Origin of the sequence: Kitasatospora sp. NPDC096077, from assembly GCF_040303245.1 — a bacterium.
Taxonomy (GTDB): Bacteria; Actinomycetota; Actinomycetes; order Streptomycetales; family Streptomycetaceae; genus Kitasatospora.
In genome coordinates this window covers 19,428-36,335 of the sequence record NZ_JBEOSV010000041.1, presented here as the reverse complement: position 1 = coordinate 36,335, position 16,908 = coordinate 19,428, and the positions used below count along the sequence as shown (strand labels likewise).

The 16,908-nt window shown below is 75.2% G+C and carries 13 protein-coding genes; 6 read left to right on the top strand and 7 right to left on the bottom strand.

The genetic code is table 11. The features are described from left to right. Positions 1–280 precede the first annotated feature (280 nt). Positions 281–1,780 carry a HEAT repeat domain-containing protein gene (locus ABTZ03_RS28745; RefSeq protein WP_350516008.1) on the top strand — a complete coding sequence of 500 codons (1,500 nt, stop codon included), beginning with the start codon at positions 281–283 and terminating at the stop codon, positions 1,778–1,780. A 66-nt stretch (positions 1,781–1,846) separates the two neighbouring features. Here the strand turns inward: ABTZ03_RS28745 and ABTZ03_RS28740 are convergent, their stop codons facing one another. The 3 genes from ABTZ03_RS28740 to ABTZ03_RS28730 all read right to left on the bottom strand — a co-directional run bounded on the left by ABTZ03_RS28740 (position 1,847) and on the right by ABTZ03_RS28730 (position 4,271). After that, positions 1,847–2,689 carry an undecaprenyl-diphosphate phosphatase gene (locus tag ABTZ03_RS28740; RefSeq protein WP_502894615.1) on the bottom strand — a complete coding sequence of 281 codons (843 nt, stop codon included), beginning with the start codon at positions 2,687–2,689 and terminating at the stop codon, positions 1,847–1,849. A gap of 242 nt (positions 2,690–2,931) precedes the next feature. Further along, the gene (locus ABTZ03_RS28735) at positions 2,932–3,648 is read right to left on the bottom strand and encodes a class I SAM-dependent methyltransferase (protein ID WP_350516006.1); all 717 of its coding nucleotides are present in this window, start codon (positions 3,646–3,648) and stop codon (positions 2,932–2,934) included. A gap of 86 nt (positions 3,649–3,734) precedes the next feature. After that, a complete protein-coding gene (locus ABTZ03_RS28730) occupies positions 3,735–4,271 on the bottom strand; it encodes a PadR family transcriptional regulator (RefSeq protein ID WP_350516005.1) in 537 nt (178 codons plus the stop codon). 131 nt (positions 4,272–4,402) lie between these two features. Here ABTZ03_RS28730 and ABTZ03_RS28725 point away from each other — a divergent pair, with 131 nt between their 5' ends. Together ABTZ03_RS28725 and ABTZ03_RS28720 are read left to right on the top strand one after the other, a co-directional pair. Continuing rightward, positions 4,403–5,173, top strand: a complete 771-nt coding sequence (locus tag ABTZ03_RS28725) for an alpha/beta fold hydrolase (protein ID WP_350516004.1) — start codon at positions 4,403–4,405, stop codon at positions 5,171–5,173. A 25-nt stretch (positions 5,174–5,198) separates the two neighbouring features. Further along, entirely contained in the window at positions 5,199–6,140 is a 942-nt protein-coding gene (locus ABTZ03_RS28720; protein WP_350516003.1) for an aminoglycoside phosphotransferase family protein, read from the top strand. 86 nt (positions 6,141–6,226) lie between these two features. On the opposite strand, the gene pxpB is transcribed toward ABTZ03_RS28720, so the two are convergent. The 4 genes from pxpB to ABTZ03_RS28700 form a co-directional block, all read right to left on the bottom strand. Continuing rightward, entirely contained in the window at positions 6,227–6,862 is a 636-nt protein-coding gene (pxpB, locus tag ABTZ03_RS28715; RefSeq protein WP_350516002.1) for a 5-oxoprolinase subunit PxpB, read from the bottom strand. Continuing rightward, positions 6,859–7,635: a LamB/YcsF family protein gene (locus tag ABTZ03_RS28710; RefSeq protein WP_350516001.1), complete on the bottom strand. Its 777-nt coding sequence runs from the start codon at positions 7,633–7,635 to the stop codon at positions 6,859–6,861. Before ABTZ03_RS28710 ends, pxpB begins: the two co-directional genes overlap by 4 nt. 143 nt (positions 7,636–7,778) lie before the next feature. Then, entirely contained in the window at positions 7,779–8,303 is a 525-nt protein-coding gene (locus tag ABTZ03_RS28705) for a hypothetical protein (RefSeq protein ID WP_350516000.1), read from the bottom strand. Between the two features lie 227 nt (positions 8,304–8,530). Continuing rightward, a complete protein-coding gene (locus ABTZ03_RS28700) occupies positions 8,531–9,568 on the bottom strand; it encodes an IPT/TIG domain-containing protein (RefSeq protein WP_350515999.1) in 1,038 nt (345 codons plus the stop codon). A gap of 245 nt (positions 9,569–9,813) precedes the next feature. Between ABTZ03_RS28700 and ABTZ03_RS28695 the strand changes: the two genes are divergently transcribed. The 3 genes from ABTZ03_RS28695 to ABTZ03_RS28685 all read left to right on the top strand — a co-directional run bounded on the left by ABTZ03_RS28695 (position 9,814) and on the right by ABTZ03_RS28685 (position 16,861). After that, positions 9,814–11,313 carry a hypothetical protein gene (locus ABTZ03_RS28695; RefSeq protein WP_350516046.1) on the top strand — a complete coding sequence of 500 codons (1,500 nt, stop codon included), beginning with the start codon at positions 9,814–9,816 and terminating at the stop codon, positions 11,311–11,313. Positions 11,314–11,389: 76 nt separating this feature from the next. Further along, positions 11,390–12,265 (top strand): hypothetical protein, encoded by an 876-nt coding sequence (locus ABTZ03_RS28690; protein ID WP_350515998.1) that lies wholly within the window; start codon positions 11,390–11,392, stop codon positions 12,263–12,265. Positions 12,266–12,307: 42 nt separating this feature from the next. Next, positions 12,308–16,861, top strand: coding sequence for a hypothetical protein (locus tag ABTZ03_RS28685; protein ID WP_350515997.1), 4,554 nt, complete (start codon positions 12,308–12,310; stop codon positions 16,859–16,861). The last annotated feature ends 47 nt before the right edge of the window (positions 16,862–16,908 follow it).

Below are 16,908 nucleotides of genomic sequence, written 5' to 3'. Positions count from 1 at the left end.
CCATCGCTCGATGCGGCCCGCCGTACGCGGGTCGGGGGGTGGTGAGACGACTGTCGCACAGGGTTCGCACCGGTGTGGGCGATTTGGACAGAACGCAGGCAAAGTTCCAGTGGCATATGCCACTGTGGCAGCGGCCTTCGTCGCCCTGTGTGCGGAAGGGGGTCCGAGGCGGTAACCTTCGGTGATTCCGGCGCCCGGGCGCCCACCGCAGTAAAGATCCAGAGACCCCGGCGACGGAAATCCCGTTGCCACTACGACCGCCGCAACGGATGCTGACCTCATGTTCGAGCCAGTGATAGCACCTAGTGCCAGCCTCCTAGGCCTCCTTCAGCGAGGCCGTGGTGACGGGCAGCTCCACGCGCTGGCCGCCGACCGTGCCGAGGCCATCGCCGCGCTGGAGGAGTGCGTCACCAGGGATCCGCGGGCCGACTGGCAGGTCGAGAGCCGCTCCCTCTACTACGCCCGCCTGTACATGGAGCTGGAGGCCCCCCTCGACGGCATCGAGGACCACCTCCACTCCGCCGAGGACCTCGTCAGCGACGACGAGAGCCGCACCGGCCTCGTCCTCTCCGTCCTCGGCCACCTCGCCGCGTACGGCCGGCGCGACGCGCTGCTGATGCTGCGCGAGTACGCCGCCACCGGCGCCAACTGGGCCTGGGCCCTCGACGAGCTGGCCCTGCGCGACGACGACCGGGGCCTGCTGCTGCTCGGCACCGCCGTGCTGGACCACTTCGCGCCGGGCCCCGAGGGCGACGCCGAGCTGCGCGAGTTCATCCGCAACGCCTACGAGCCCCGCCCCTGGCGGCTCTGGGCCGCCTACCACCCGAGAGTGGCCGCCGCCAGCGAGCAGTCGCCCTTCGACCTCTGGCAGCGCCAGCTCAACCGCGGCGGGGTCACCCCGGGCTGGTCCACCACCGACGTGCTGGCCTGGGCCGACCAGGGCCGGCTGGGCGACCTCGGCGCCGACGCCTTCCTGAGCCGCCCCGAGCCGGTGCGCGCCGACGAGGACGGGCCCGGCCCCGACGCCGTGGACCGCCGGGCCGCCGCGGCCGCTCGCTGTCTGACCGCCGTGGTCCGCCCCGAGGACCGTCCGGTCCTGCTGGAGGCCGCCCGCGACGGTCTGCCCGGTGCCCGCCGGGCCGCCCTGCGCTACCTGGTCGACCAGCACGATCCGGCCGCCCTCGAACTGATCGAGGCCGCTGCAGCTGATGTGGACGACCGGATCGTCCGGGCCGCTCTGGAGCTGCTCGGCCGGATGCGCGGTCCCGAGGTGCTGGTCCAGGCCCGTCGCTGGGCCGACCCGGCCAGCGGGGGAGCGGACAGCGCGCTCGGCGAGACCGCTGTGCGCCTGCTCGCGGACGCCGGGGAGCCGGCCGACGCGCCGCTGGTGGTGGCCGGGCTGCGCCGCTGGATCTCCGTGCGCGGGGTCAGCGGTACCGGCCTGGGGTCGCTGGTCGACGGTGCGGGGCGGCTGGCCGCCGCCGACGCCGTCCCGGTCCTGCGCCACATCTACGGGGAGGCCGCCTCCTCCGAACTGCGCGGCCGCGCCGCCCGGGCGCTCGCCGTGACCGATGTGCACTTCCCCGAGGGGCCCGCCGTCGAGTGCCTCTGGGACTGCGAGGAGTCCACCCGCGAGCTCGCCGCGCGCCATGTCGCCACCACCGGCGACGCGCGTGTGCTGGAGCGGCTGCGAAGGCTCGCCGCCGACCCGGCCGAGGAGGCCGAGGTCCACGCCGCCGTCCGCGGCCGATTGACCGCCGCCCGGGAGTTCGGGCGCTAGGTTGCCGACGTTCCAGTGGGCCGGGACACCCGACGGTGTCCCGGCCCACTGCTGTGGAACGGCGTTCTACTTGACCGAGCCCGCATCCGGGGCCAGGACGCCGCCGGCCACCAGTCCGATGATCAGTGCGCCGAGCAGCACCCGGTACACCACGAACGGGATGAAGCTGTTGTTCGAGATGTACTTGAGGAACCAGGCGATCGCCGCGTAGCCGACCGCGAAGGCGATCAGGGTGGCCAGGACGGTCGGCCCCCAGGCCGGGGCCGGACCCTCGCCGATCTTGAAAAGCTCCAGGGTGCCCGAGGCGAGCACGGCCGGGATCGCGAGCAGGAAGGAGTAGCGGGCCGCCGCCTCCCGGCTGTAGCCGAGCAGCAGGCCCGCGCTGATCGTGCCGCCGGAGCGGGAGACGCCCGGGATCAGCGCCAGCGCCTGGGCGAAGCCGTAGGCGGCCGCGTGCGGCAGGGTCAGGTCGGTGATCGGACGGGCCCGGCGCACGGCCCGGGTGCGGTCGGCGAGGGCCAGGACCAGGCCGAACACGATCAGCGTGGTGCCGATGATCCGCAGGTCGCGCAGGTGGGTCTCGATGGAGTGCTGGAACAGCTTGCCGAGGACGGCGATCGGCAGGGTGCCGATGATCACGAACCAGCCCATCCGGGCGTCCGGGTCGGAGCGCAGGGCCGGGCGGAACAGCGACAGCGCCCAGGTCCGGACGATCGAGGCGATGTCCCGGCGGAAGTAGATCAGGACCGCGGCCTCGGTGCCGAGCTGGGTGACGGCGGTGAAGGCCGCGCCCGGGTCGTCCCAGCCCAACAGGGCGGAGAACACCCGCAGATGGGCGCTGGAGGAGACGGGCAGGAACTCGGTGAGCCCCTGGATCAGGCCGAGCACGGCCCCGTGGAACCAGTCGATCACCGGACACCCGCCAGGGGTATCGGGCGGGTGTGGCGCGGCTGCGGCATGGGCGGGTCCTCGCGGGTCGGAGCGGGCGTGCGGACGTCCGCGACCCGCGCGACCCGGGGCCGCGCACGGGCCCGGCGCGCGGCCGATGGTACGGGGTGAAGGTAACAGTTCTTTGTTCACCCTTTAACCGGACTTTGCGCACCGGGTCCGCACCGGGTCCGCAGCCGGGCTCGTACCCGGGCCGCTCCGGATCAGCCCGTCGGCCGGGCCCGGACCCAGGTGCGGTCCTCGGTCAGGTAGGTCTCGACCCGCAGACCGGCCTCGTCCAGCGCCTGTTCGAAGGCCGCCGTGGTGAGCGGACGGGAGAGGAACGTCTGGGTCCAGGTGCCGTCCGGGAAGACGTACTCCGCGCGGACGGAATGCACCCCGGAACCGACCGGTGTCGTGGAGAGGATCCGGGACAGCCCGTCCGTCCCGGCGATCCGGCTCTCCCGCGGCACGTTCAGGTGCCAGTCCTCGCCCTCGCGCTGCAGCAGCACGCAGCCGTCCTCGGCGACGTGGCGGCGGCAGGTCTCCAGCAGGCCCTGGCGGACGGCCTCGTCGCCGGCGTGCACCAGGAAGGAGGCGAGCATCACGACGTCGAAGCGCTCGCCGAGGTCCAGCCGCTCGATCGGGCTGCGCACCGTGCGGACGTCCTCCCGTACCCGGGCCAGCATCTCGGCGGACTCGTCCACGGCGGTGACCGTGAAGCCGCGGTCGACCAGCGGGTGGGTCATCCGGCCGACGCCGCAGCCCAGTTCGAGGATCCGGGCGCCGGGCGGGACGGCCGCCTCGATCACCTCCGGTGCGTCGCCCGCGGGGAGGCGGGTCCAGACCTCGACGGCGCAGCCGTCCGGGGTGATCGCGCCGGCGCCGGTGCCCGTGTAGCCCTCGCGTCGTTCGTCGCTGTTGTGCGTGTCGTTGCCCATGCCTGTCATCGGAACACGGGGGGCGGGACGGCGGGGGCGGAATCGGGCAGTCCGCCGGTCCGCCGGTTCATTCGTCCGCCGGTCCGTCAGCCTCGGGCGAGACCCTCCAGCTCCGCCGCGGCGGAGCTCAGCCAGGAGACCTCGGCCTCGGTGGTGGCCCGGGCGGTGAGCAGCAGGCCGCGTCGGAACGGATCGCCGAACTCCTCGGCGCGGAGCGGGCGGTCGCCCTCGTAGTAGAAGCTGGCCGGCTCGGCGAGGAAGTCCAGCCGTCGGCGGAGCACGGCGGCCTGGGCGGCCGGTTCGTCGAGGTGGCGGAGGAAGGAGAGCAGGGTGGTCCAGCGGTTGCCGTCGCTGATGTCCAGCGGCTCGGGTGCGCGCAGTCGGTCGAGCAGCGCCCGGCGGCCGGCCGGGGTGAGGTGCAGGGTGTGCCGGGGGGCGGCGGCGCTGCCGGGCTCGGTCTCGCGCACCAGCAGGCCGTCGGCCTCCAGGCGCTTGATCGCGGGGTAGAGCGAGCCGTCGCTGATCGGGCGGATGTGGCCGGTGAGCGCGGCGAGGTGGCGGCGCAGCTCGTAGCCGTGGAGCGGCCGGTCGTACAGGAACCCGAGGATCGCGAGCTTCAGCATGGGGCCACTCTCTCAGATCCGTGCCTCGGGGCATCGGTATATCGGTTCTGTTGTACCTCGACTTCGAGGTATGGTCTGGCCTCGGCGATTCCCGATCGACAGCACCATCGACAGCACAGGAGTGTGAACGCATGCGCGACGCCGTCGTCACGCCGAGCGGTGACCGGATCCGCTGGGTGGAACTGCCCGGCGCCGAACCCGCCAGGCTCCACCTGCACGGCCTCGGTGCGACCTCCCCGGTCTACTTCGCGGCCGCCGCCACCCACCCGCTGCTCGCCGGGCGCCGCTCGCTGCTGCTCGACCTGCTCGGCTTCGGCATCAGCGACCGGCCCGCGGACTTCCCGTACACCCTGGAGGCGCACGCCGACGCGGTCGCGGCGGCGGTCGCGGCCGCCGGGCTGAGCCGGGTCGAGGTGGTCGGCCACAGCATGGGCGGCGCGATCGCGATCGTCCTGGCGCACCGGCACCCCGGGCTGGTCTCCCGGCTGCTCCTGGTGGACGCCAACCTCGACCCGATCGCCCCCGACCGGCAGCGGATCGGCAGCAGCGGGATCTCGGGCTACACCGAGGCGGAGTTCCTGGACCGCGGCCGCGCCGAGGTCGCCGAGCGGGTCGGCCCGTCCTGGTGGTCCACCATGCGGCTGGCCGGACCGGAGGCGCTCCACCGCAGCGCCGTGCACCTCGCCCGGGGCAGTGAGCCGACCATGCGCGAACTGCTGGTCGCCCTGGACCTCCCGCGCACCTTCCTGCACCCGGCGGCCGACGGTGAGCCCGTGGGCGCCGACGGGCTGCGCGCGGCCGGGGTGCGGGTGGTCGCCGTGCCGGACTGCGGGCACAACATCATGCTCGACAACCCGGACGGATACGCTGCGGAGGCCGCCGCGGCGCTCGGTCCGGCCTGACCGGCGGCGGTCGAGAGGAGCCCGCATGCCGTCCGTCGTCGTCCCGCCCGCACTGGCCGCTTCGCTGGCCCACCACCTCGGCCCGGACGGGCTCGCCTGGGCGGCCCGACTCCCGTTCCTCGCCGCCGAGTTGATCGAACGCTGGGAGCTGCGCCAGGACGGTCCGGCGGCGCACGGCGTGGTGGGGCTGGTGCTGCCGGTGCGCCGCGCCGACGGCACGCCCGCGGCGCTCAAGCTCCAGCCGGTGGACGAGGAGACGGCGGGCGAGCCGCTCGCCCTGCGGGCCTGGGGCGGGCGCGGTGCCGTCCGGCTGCTCGACCACGAACCGGCCTCCGGCGCCATGCTGTTGGAGGGCCTGGACCCGTCGCGCTCGCTGCTCTCGGTGCCGGACGACCTCGCGGCGCTGCGCGTGATCGGCGAACTGCTGGGGGAATTGACGAATCGTCAGGCGCCGCCCGGGCTGCGCTCCTTGGCGCACCTGGCGGACGGCCTGCTGCTGAGGGCCCCGGCGGCGGCCGCCGCCCACGCCGACCCCGACGAGCGGCGGCTGCTCGCCGACTGCGCGGCCGCCGTGCGGGCGGTCCGCGCCGAGCCGGGCGACCGGCTGCTGCACTGGGACCTGCACCACGGCAACGTCCTCGCCCCACTGCCGGGCACCGGGCGGGCGCCCTGGCTGGCCATCGACCCCAAGCCGCTGGCCGGACACCCCGGCTTCGAGCTGCTGCCCGCCCTGCGCAACCGCTGGACGGACGTCACCGCCACCGGTGACCCGGCCCGGGCGGTGCGGCGGCGCTTCGACCTGCTGGTGGAGGCGCTGGGGCTGGACGGCGAGGTGGCGGCGGCGTGGACGCTCGCCCGGGTGCTGCAGAACGCGGTCTGGGACGCTGAGGACGGGGAGACGGTGCTGGATCCGGCCCAACGGGTCATCGCCGACGTGCTGTTGGGCAGGCCCGTCGGCCCCCGTTAGACCGGTCGGCCCCGCTAGGCCCGTCGGTCCCGCTAGGCCCGTCGGTCCCGCTAGGCCGGTCGGCCCCGCCAGGCCCGCCGACTGCCCTAGGCCCGCCGCACCGTGAACCGGACCCGCACCCCCGGCGCCAGCAGTGCCGCCGGCTCCCGCGCGGTGTCCCAGAGCGGCAGCGCCGTCCGCCCGATCAGCTGCCAGCCGCCGGGCGACGGGCTCGGGTAGACGCCGGTGTACCGCCCGGCCAGCGCCACCGAGCCGGCCGGGACGGCGCTGCGCGGGGTGGCCCGGCGCGGCACCTCGTACCGCGGCGGCAGCCCGGTGAGGTAGCCGAAGCCGGGCGCGAAGCCGCAGAAGGCGACCACGTACTCGGGCTCGGTGTGGATCCGGACCGCGGCCTCCGGCGAGACGCCCCACAGCGCGGCGACCTCCGCCAGGTCGGCGCCGTCGTACACCGTCGGCACCTCCACCAGCCGCCCGCCCGTCGCCGCGGCCGCCGTCGGGCGGGCGGCGCGCAGCAGCGCCGCGACCGCGGCGACGTCGGCGACGCCGTCCAGCAGCACGGTGCGGGCGGCGGGCACGACCTCGTCGACCTCGCCGAGCTCCCCGGCGGCCTGCCGCTCGCGCAGCCAGCCGTACAGTGCCGCGACCTCGGCCGTGCCCGGGAGCTCGACCAGCAGCGCCCGCTCACCCACCCGCCGTACCGGAGCGGCCCCGCCGTCCGTCACGTGAAGGCCTCCACCCGGACCCCGGCCGAGGCGAGGGCGCCGCGGATCCGCCAGGCGAGCTGGGCAGCGCCGGGGGTGTCGCCGTGGACGCAGAGCGAGCGGGCCTCGACCGCGATCCGGTCGCCGCCGACGGCCTCCACCGAGCCGTCCCGGGCGATGCCGACGGCGCGGGTGATCACCGACTCCGGGTCGTGCACCACGGCGTCGGGCTCGCGCCGCGGGACGAGGGTGCCGGCCCAGGTGTAGGCGCGGTCGGCGAAGGCCTCGGCGACCACCGGCAGTCCGACGCCCTCGGCGACCGCGAGCAGCCGGGAGCCGGGCAGTCCGAGGACGGGCAGCGGTCCGTCGCTGACCGCGCCGGCCCGCAGCACGCCGGCCACCACCGCCTCGGCCTGCTCGGAGTCGGTGACCACCCGGTTGTAGAGGGCGCCGTGCGGTTTGACGTACGAGACCCGGGAGCCGGCGGCGCGGGCGAAGACCTGGAGCGCGCCGATCTGGTAGGCGATCTCGTCGGCCAGTTCCTCCGGTGGGACGTCCATCGCGCGGCGGCCGAAGCCGGCCAGGTCGCGGTAGGAGACCTGGGCACCGATCCGGACACCGCGCTCGGCGGCCAGTGCGCAGACCCGGCGCATCGTCGACGGGTCCCCGGCGTGGAAGCCGCAGGCGACGTTCGCGCTGGTCACCACGGACAGCAGGGCCTCGTCGTCGGTCAGGGTCCAGCGTCCGAACCCCTCACCGAGGTCCGCATTGAGATCGATCACCGCATCGGCCACGCCCGTCCGCCTCCCAGCAGCTGTTGAGCCAGATGGTAGGGCCTGGCGGTGAAGCCCGGTGTCCGTGACCCGGACGGCCGACGGGACCACCGGCGCGCAGCCTTCGATCACGCGCCCCAGGGCGGCGCCCCGGGGCCGTCGACTCAGTGGGCGGCAAGGCGCTGTTGGAAGGAACGTTCCAGCGGACGGAGCGCTCGCAGCACGATCAGCAGGGGAATGACGCCGAAGACGCCGAACGACATGTCGATGAATCGCCAGGCGAGTGGAATCCCCCGCAGCGGTCCGCAGATCAGTGCCAGCGGGATCACCGCGCCGCAGGCGAGCACCGCCCAGCGGATCACCCAGATGTTGCGGACCGGGTCCTTGAGCGGCCCCCAGAAGGCGGCGCCGATCACCAGGTGGGCGAAGGCCAGCCAGTCGGTGCCGTACGCCAGGAAGGGGTAGTGCCGGTTGGTCTCGGCGATCCCGGTGTGGACCCGTTCGAACCAGGCGGTGACGGCCGGGACGTGGTCGGCCAGCGGGGCGGCCGGGCCGGTGGTGAACTCCACCAGCCAGCGGGTCTCGGTCTCCAAGGGGAAGGCGGTCAGCCCGCTCAGCACCAGGCAGACCAGGAAGAACCGGAGCCAGTGCCGGACCCGCCGCAGGATGACCGCAGGGTCGCCGTCCATCTCGCACACCTCCCGCGCGCGCCGGGCGCGCGCCCATGCCGATCGTGCAGGCGGGCCTTGTCCCGACTGCGTACGACCGACTGTAGACCCCTTATTTGAACGTGTTCAACTCGCCTCTGAGCGTCCGCCGGGACGCACGGACGCCTGGACGTCCGGACGTCCGGACGCACGGACGCACGGATGCCCGGGCGCCGACCGGCGGCCCCGGGCATCCGTGGAGCGAACGGTTAGGCGGTGTACGTGTACGTCACCGGCGCACTGGTCCCACCCGCCGTGGTCACCGTCACGTCCACCGGCCCGGGCTGGGCCGCCGGGGGCGGGAACGCCGAGCAGAACTTCGGACCACAGGAGACGTGGTCGGCCGGCACCCCGCCGAACAGCACCGAGCCGCCCGTCAGGTCGGTGCCCGGGATCCCGACCATGTTGCCGCCGGCGACCGACCCGGTGGCCGGGTACAGGGCGCCGACCACCGGCACGGGCGGCGCCGGGGGCGGGGCGCCGGTGTAGTCGAAGGCGGTCGGTGCCACGGCCGTACCGCCGGGCGTCACCACGCTGACCGGCGCGCTGCCCGAGCCGCCCGGCGTGGTCACCGTGCAGGCGGTGTCGGTGCAGCCGCCCGTCGCCGGGACGCCGCCGACCAGCACCATCCCGTGGGTGAGGCCGCTCCCGCTGACCGTCACCGAGGTGCCGCCGGCGCCCGGTCCGGTGGTGGTGTCGACGCCGGACACGGTCGGCGGCGCCTGGACGGCCGGCGCGGGCGTGCTGCCGTCCAGGTTGACGACCGAGATGTGGCCGGTCGGGTCGGTGTCGTTGGGATTGCTCACCGTCTCCACGATCTGGCCGGAGGCCTGGGAGACGTCGCCGTACACCCGGGCCTTGATGAACTCGGAGAACCCGACCCGCCGGGTGCCGGTCAGCACGGCGTCCAGGTGGCGGCCGTCCGGCGACACCGACTCGGTGAAGGTGTAGTCGTACGGCGTGGAGTAGAACATGCCGATCCCGGTGGTGAGCCCGGCCGGCAGGTCGAGGGTGATGTGGGTCGGCCCGGTGAGGTCGCTCGTTCCGGAGGACGTCCAGCCGACCGAGAACTGGCCCGGCCCGGGCGGGGTGGTGCTCGGCAGGTAGCCGTTCAGCGACGCGGTCACGTGCTGCGCCGAGGGGCCGGGCCCGTCGGTCGGCGCGGCCGTGGCGACGGCGGCGCCGGTGGTGAGGACGGTCACGGACAGCGCGGCCGCGAGGCCCGCTTTCGCGAGTCGGGTGATCATAGGTCGATCATCACGGCTGCCCCGCACGGCCTTCACGGGTTTCCCGAATATCGGTTCGGGAATGGCGGGATCCCGTCGAAACCACGTTCTGAATGCCTCCCGGACGGGCGGTCCGACCTGCCGACGGACCCGTCCGCAAGGTCCGTTTCGGTCGATGTCGGTGCGAACCCCTAATCTTGTCCACCGTGACCGTCATCGCTGACCCGCCCACCGAGCCCGGCCTCCGCCCGGCCGCCGGTGCCGCCGTGCCCGCCCCGCGGCCCGCGCCCGGCCCCGCCGCCGACGAGGGCCTGGCCCGCCGGCTCAAGGCGCTGGCCTGCACCGCCCCGCTGCACGACCTGGACAACCGCAAGGTCAACCTGGCCGGCGAGTACGGCGGCTACGCGATGGCCGAGGTCGGCCTCGCCGCGATCGACCTGGTCACCCTGCACATGGACTTCGACACCGGCGCCGACCGCGACATAGTGCTCGCCCGGCTGCTGCCCCGGGTCGCCGCCCAGGCCCCGCGCCGGCCCGCCGCCGAGCACGAGCGGGTCGCCCGCTGGGTGCTGGAGTCGCTGATCAACGTCGGCAGCGTGGACCGCGGCTTCCGCGCCGTCTACGGCACCTTCGGCGCGGACGGCGAGTACGTCCGCCGCGACTACGACTTCAAGCTGATCGAGGAGGTCCCCGGCCCCGACGGCGGCGTCTACCTGCGCACCACCGACGAGGCCGTCAACGTCCTGGTCGGCGCGCTGGACACCGACGTCACCTCGGCCCAGATCGCCGCCGAGGTCAAGCTGGAGGTGCTGATCCGCCGCGGCCGGCTGGCCGACGCCCAGCTGGCCGCCGAGCAGGCCCGCTACCGCACCGTCCAGTACGCCGAGACGCTGCGCCGCGCCCTCGACGCCACCCGCCGCAACGTCCGCGCGGTCGACTGGATGCAGGCCGTCCCGGACCTCATCGACGAGGCGCTGGACCACATCGCCGACCGCTACCGGCACGAGAACGCGATTCTCACCAACATCCGCAAGGCCCGCGACGAGGCCGAGCCCCACACCCCTGAGGGGGCCGAGCACAAGCGCCGCGCCGCCGAACTGCTCGACATCGTCAAGGACTGCATCCGCCGCCACACGAAGCTGCAGACCCGACTGCTGGAGGCCGGCCCGCTGTTCCGCGCCGAACAGGACCGGCAGGCCTTCGCCACCCCGGGCGCCCGCAGCGGCATCGACCTCTACGGCCAGCTGCTCGCCCCCGTGCTGCGGCTGCCGATAGAGCAGGCCGTCCGCCCCACCGGCGCCTTCTTCGCCCGCGGAGCCGGACTGCGCACGCCCGTCTCGGTCCGGGTCGCCGACCTGGTCGACCTGCTGCTCACCCCGCCGGTCGAGCGCGAGCACCTCGGCGCCGAACTGCCCGACCCGGACCTGGTCGCCACCCCGGACGACAGCCGCTTCTCCGAAGCCCAGCTGGAAGCCGCCCAGGAACTGCTCGACCTGCCCCCGGACGCCCCCCGCCGGCTCTCCGGCCTGCTCGCGGACGCCCGCCGGCAGGATCCCGAACTCCCGTACCTGGTCGCCCTGCTGGCCGTGCACGCGGCCAGCCCGCCGGTCGGCACCGCCTACCGCCAGGGCGAGGAGCGGCTGTTGTTCGCCGTGGACGACGGAACCCCGCTGCGCGACCGGGAGTTCGGCGGCGCCGACCTGATCGTCGGCAGCGCCCTGCTCGACGCGGTCGGCATGGCCGCCGACCGCAAGGACGCCGGCTGACCGGCCGGGCAGCGACTGCCCCGACACCCACCTTGACGAACCGTAACCACCGCGCCACCCCCGAGGAGCACCGCCCGTGACGACCCACCCCGACACGTCCTGGGCGGCCGAGAGCGAACCCGCGGCCCCCGCGCCGATCACCCCGGCCGACGTCGCCGACGCCGCCCGGCTGGTCTCCTTCGGCCTCCAGGCCAAGCTGCTCCCCGCCCGCGACGCCGAGTACGCCGAACTCGTCCGCCGCCACCGTGAGGACCCGCCGTTCGCCCGCCTCGCCGACGCCATCGCCACCGGCATGGGCCTGGTCGTCCTGGAGGTCTCGCCGCGGGCCGGCATGGCCGTCGCCGCCGCCGAGGAGTCGCTGTTCGCGGTCCGGATGGGCGACTACTCGCGTCGCGCCGCCTCCGAGTCCACCGACCGCTTCCTGCACGGCCTGGCGCACCTCGCCGTCGCCGCGATGGCCTTCCCCCGCCCCGAGGACCTCGCCGACGACGGCTACCTCGGCCGGATCACCGTCAACGGCGTCGACTCCTTCGTCCGCCAGGCCTGCCGCCGGCTGGAGGAGCGGGCCGACGCCGACGGCGCCAACACCGACCCGGCCTCCGACGCCCCCGGTCTGGAGGCCGCCTGGCGGGTCTGGGCCCGGCGCACCGCCACCGGCGCCACCAAGGACGCCCGCCGGCTCTCCGGTTCCACCATCGGCATCGTCGCCAAGGCCGTGCTGTTCCTGGTCGACTCCGGCTTCCTGCAGAAGGTCTCGGACGACTCCGGCGGCACCTACCGCACCACCGCCCGCTACCAGCTCCAGGTCCGCGACCTGGCCGGCGGCGCCGCGATGGCCGAACTGCTCGACCTCGGCATCGTCCCGGTCTCCGACGGCACCGCCAGCCTGCTGCCGCCGGACACCTCCGACGAGCTGGTCGCCGACGCCGGCCTGCCGTTCCACTCGCTCTGATCGTTCTGACAACCCCATAAGACGCACGGAGAACCGCCGCACATGTACGAGCTCAACCGGGTCCGCCTCTACTCGATCGGACCGGCCGGCGCCCGCTACGCCGACACGGTGCTCGACCTGCGCGGCGTGGGCGAGCCCGTCGCCGACCCGGCCCCGCAGCAGATCGGCCTGTTCGGCGAGGACACCGAGGGCCCGGTCCGCCGCCCCGCCCCGGCCGGCGTGCTCTTCCTGGAGAACGGCGGCGGCAAGTCCGTCCTGCTCAAGCTGATCTTCTCGGTGATGCTCCCCGGCCACCGCAACACCCTCGGCGGCGCCAGCTCCGGCGTGCTGCGCAAGTTCCTGCTCGCCGACGACTGCGGCCACGTCGCCCTGGAGTGGCAGCACACCGTCACCGGCGAGCTGATCGTGGTCGGCAAGGTCAGCGAGTGGCGCGGCCGCCAGGTCTCCTCCGACCCGCGCAAGTTCGCCGAGACCTGGTACTCCTTCCGCCCCGGCCCCGGCCTCACCCTCGACTCGCTGCCGGTCGCCGAACGGGTCAGCCTGGTCGGCGACCAGAAGGCCCGCGGCCGCCGCCGCACCATGAAGGGCTTCCGCGACGCCCTCACCGAGGCCGGCAAGGCCCACCCGCACCTCGACCTGATCTTCGAGGACGGCCACGACCGCTGGACCGAACACCTCGGCGAACTCGGCCTCGACCCCGAACTCTTCCGCTACCAGCGCGAGATGAACGCCGACGAGGGCGAGGCGGCAGGCCTCTTCGCGGTCAAGCAGGACAAGGACTTCACCGACCTGCTGCTGCGCGCCGTCACCGACACCCGGGACACCGACGGCCTGGCCGACCTCGTCCACGGCTTCGCCGCCAAGCTCGGCCTGCGCGCCGAACTCACCGCCGAACGCGACTTCACCGCAGGCTCGTTGGACCTGCTGGAGCGCATCGTCGAGGCCACCGCCGCCCGCGAGACGGTCCGCGAGGCCCATCGCACCGCCGAACGCCGCGCCCGCCGCCTCGCCCACGCCCTCACCTCCCGGGCCGCCGCCGAACGCGACCGCGCCCAGGACCTCGCCATCGAGGTCGCCGCCGCCGCGAGCGCCGTCACCGCCGCCGAGTCCGACCGCACCCGGCACAGCCTGATCGCCGACGAACTCACCCACCAGCACGCCACCCTGAGCCTCGCCGCGGCCACCACCGAGGCCGCCGCGCTGCGCCGCGAACTCACCGACGCCCGCACCCTCCACTCCGCCTGGCAGGCCGCCGAGGCCGTGCTGCGCCAGCGCGCCGCCGCCGACCGGGTCACCCGGGTCGCCGCCGCCATCCGCGAGGCCGAACTCGACGCCGCCCCCGCACTGGCCGCCCGCGCCCGCGCCGCCGGCGCCCTCGCCCGCGCCCTGGAGACCGCCGCCGCGGCCGCCGAGACCCGCGCCGACACCGAGGAGCAGCGCGCGGGCGAACTCCAGCAGGACGGCGGCAAGGCGCAGTCCGACGCCACCGAGGCCGCCACCGCCGCCCAGAAGGCCCGCAGCGAGGCCGAACACCTGCGCCAGCGCCTGGCCGAGGTCGAGCAGGAGACCGAGGCCGCCGTCCAGGCCGGCTTCATCGACGCCGACGGCGACGTGGACCCGGCCCGCGCCGCGCTGCACGCCGCCGACGTGGAGAAGGCCGCCGCCGCGGCCCTGACCCAGGCCCGCACCGCCGCCGAGGCCGGCGCCACCCGGCTGCGCGAGACCGCCGCCGCCACCTCCCGCGCCGAACTCGCCGCCGAACGCGCCGGCGACGCCCGCAAGGACGCCGCCCGCGCCCTGGCCGCCGAACAGCGCACCGCCGCCCTGCTCGCCACCGAGCAGCGCCTCGCCGACCTGCTCTCCCTCACCCCGTACCAGGAAGAGGCCGAGGAGGACGCCGGCTTCCTCACCCCCGTCGTGCTCGACCGCAACGCCGAGTACCTGCGCGAACTCCTCGACGAGGCCATCGCCAACGCCGAACGCACCCTGTTCGACCTGCGCACCGCCGCCGCCGACGACTCCCGGATCCTCGCCGCGCTCGGCGACGGCGGCCTGCTGCCGCCCGGCCCCGACGTGCTGGCCACCGTCGAGTACCTCGCCGAGCACGGCATCCCCGCGCTGCCCGGCTGGCGCTACCTCGCCCAGTCCGTCGACCCGGCCGACCACGAGGCGATCCTCGCCGCCCGCCCCGAACTGGTCGACGGCGTGGTCGTCACCGACCCGTCCTCGCTGGAGCGCGCCCGCGAGGCCCTCCAGGCCGCCGCCCTCCTGCCGCGCTCCACCGTGGCGGTCGGCGCCGCCGCCGCGCTGATCGCCCCGATCACCGACGAGCCCGCCTTCTTCCTGGTGCCGCCGAACCCGGCCATGCACGACGAGTCCGCCGCCGACGGCGAGCGCCGCGAACTGCGCGCCCGCGCCGCCGCCCGCGAGGAGCACATCCGCGAACTCGCCGGCCGGCTCGGCGCCGACCGCGCCCTGGCCGCCCGGCTCGCCTCCTGGCACGCCAGCTGCCCGCCCGGCACCCTCGCCGAACTCGCCGCCGCCGCCGAGGCCGCCCGCGAGCACGCCGAGCAGGCCGCCGCCGCCCTGGCCACCCTGCGCGCCGAGCACGACGAGGCCGAGACCGACCACGCGGCCGCCGCCTCCGCCCACGAGGAGCACCGCGAGTCCGCCCAGCGCGCCCGCCGCCGCGCCGACGCCCTCTCCGGCCTCGCCTTCCGGCTCCGCGAGCGCGCCAACTGGGCGCGCCGCCAGCGCGAGTTGGCCGAGGACGCGGCCGAGTGCGACCGCCGCCAGACGGTCTGCGCCGAACGCGCCCGCACCTGCGACGAGGACCGCCGCGCCGCCCAGCGCGCCGCCGACGACGCCCGCCGCACGGTCCGCGCGCTGCGCGCCGAACGCGCCGAGATCCCCGCCGCCGAGCAGGCCGACGAGCCCGCCGAGCAGACCGCTCCCGCCGCGCTGCCCGCGCTGCGCGAGGCCTACCGGGCCGCCTCCCAGCTGTACGAGAAGGTCGGCGTCGGCGCCGACCTGCGCGCCGAGCAGGCCCGCGCCGAGGGCGACGAGGCTGCCGCCGCGGCCGAACTCGACCGCCTCACCAACAAGGTCCGCACCCGCGCCGAGGAGCTGCTCGGCAGCCCCGACGGCGCCGACGGCCCGGCCCGCCAGGCCGCCGCCGCCCGCGCCGAGGAACTGGTCGCCACCATCGAGGCCCGCTCGGCCGCCGCCAGCGAGCAGCTCGGCCGACTGCGCGGCGAGGCCGAGCGCTCCGCCCCGGCGAACGGCGAGGCGCACACCGAGCTGCCCGAGGAGCTCGTCCCCACCGACCCCGAGCACGCCCAGACCCTGCTGCGCACCGCCACCAGCGGGCTCGCCGAGTGCCGGGAGGCGGTGGACGCCGCCCGCACCGCGCACGCCGACCTCCAGCGCACCTTCGACGCCGCCCAGTCCGCCGGCGCCGACTTCGACGAACTGGCCGGCCAGCTGCGCGACGGACTGCGCGAGCAGCCGGAGGACGACGGCCAGTCGGCCGAGCCCTACCTCGGCTCGCTGCCCGAGGCCCGCAACGCCTCCACCGACGCCCGCCGCGCCCTCCGCACCGCCGTCGGCGAGCTGTCCTCCGCCGAGCTCGCCGTCCGCGACGCCTCCGACGCGCTGGTCCGGCACGCCAACGCCGCCCGCTACGAGGCCGTCCGCACCCCGGCCCGCCAGCAGATCCGCGAACTGCCCGCCGCCGCCCTGCCCGAGCACGCGGCCGCCTGGGCCGCCGCCTTCGCGCCCCGGCTGCGGGTGCTCACCGACGAGCTCACCCAGCTGGAGAAGAACCGCGGTTCGATCGTGGACCGGCTGCGCGGACTGGTCGAGTCCTCGCTCACCACGCTGCGCGCCGCCCAGCGGCTGTCCCGGCTGCCCGAGGGCCTGGGGGAGTGGTCCGGCCAGGAGTTCCTGCGGATCCGCTTCGAGGACCCGGACCACGCCACCCTGGTGGAGCGGCTCGGCGAGGTCATCGACGAGGCCACCCGGGCCGCCGTCCGGAAGAACAGCGACCTGCGCCGCGACGGCATGTCCCTGCTGCTGCGCGGCGTCGCCGCGGCGATCGGCCCCAAGGGCGTCAGCGTCGAGATCCTCAAGCCCGACGCGGTGCTGCGCGCCGAGCGGGTGAGCGTCGGCCAGATGTCCGACGTCTTCTCCGGCGGCCAGCTGCTCACCGCCGCCATCGCGCTCTACTGCACGATGGCCGCGCTGCGCGCCAACGACCGCGGCCAGTCCCAGCTGCGGCACGCCGGCACGCTGTTCCTGGACAACCCGATCGGCCGCGCCAACGCCACCTACCTGCTGGAGCTCCAGCGCGCGGTGGCGGACGCGCTCGGCGTCCAGCTCATCTACACCACCGGCCTGTTCGACACCACCGCGCTCGCCGAGTTCCCGCTGGTGATCCGGCTGCGCAACGACGCCGACCTGCGGGCCGGCCTCAAGTACATCTCGGTGGAGGAGCACCTGCGCCCCGGCCTGCCCGCCCCGCAGGACCCGGACGGCCCGACCATCCACGGCGAGATCACCGCCACCCGGATGTTCAAGCGCCCGGCGGAGGCCTGATGCCGGGCGAGCTACCCGCCCGGCAGTGAAGTCACTAGCGTGACCGC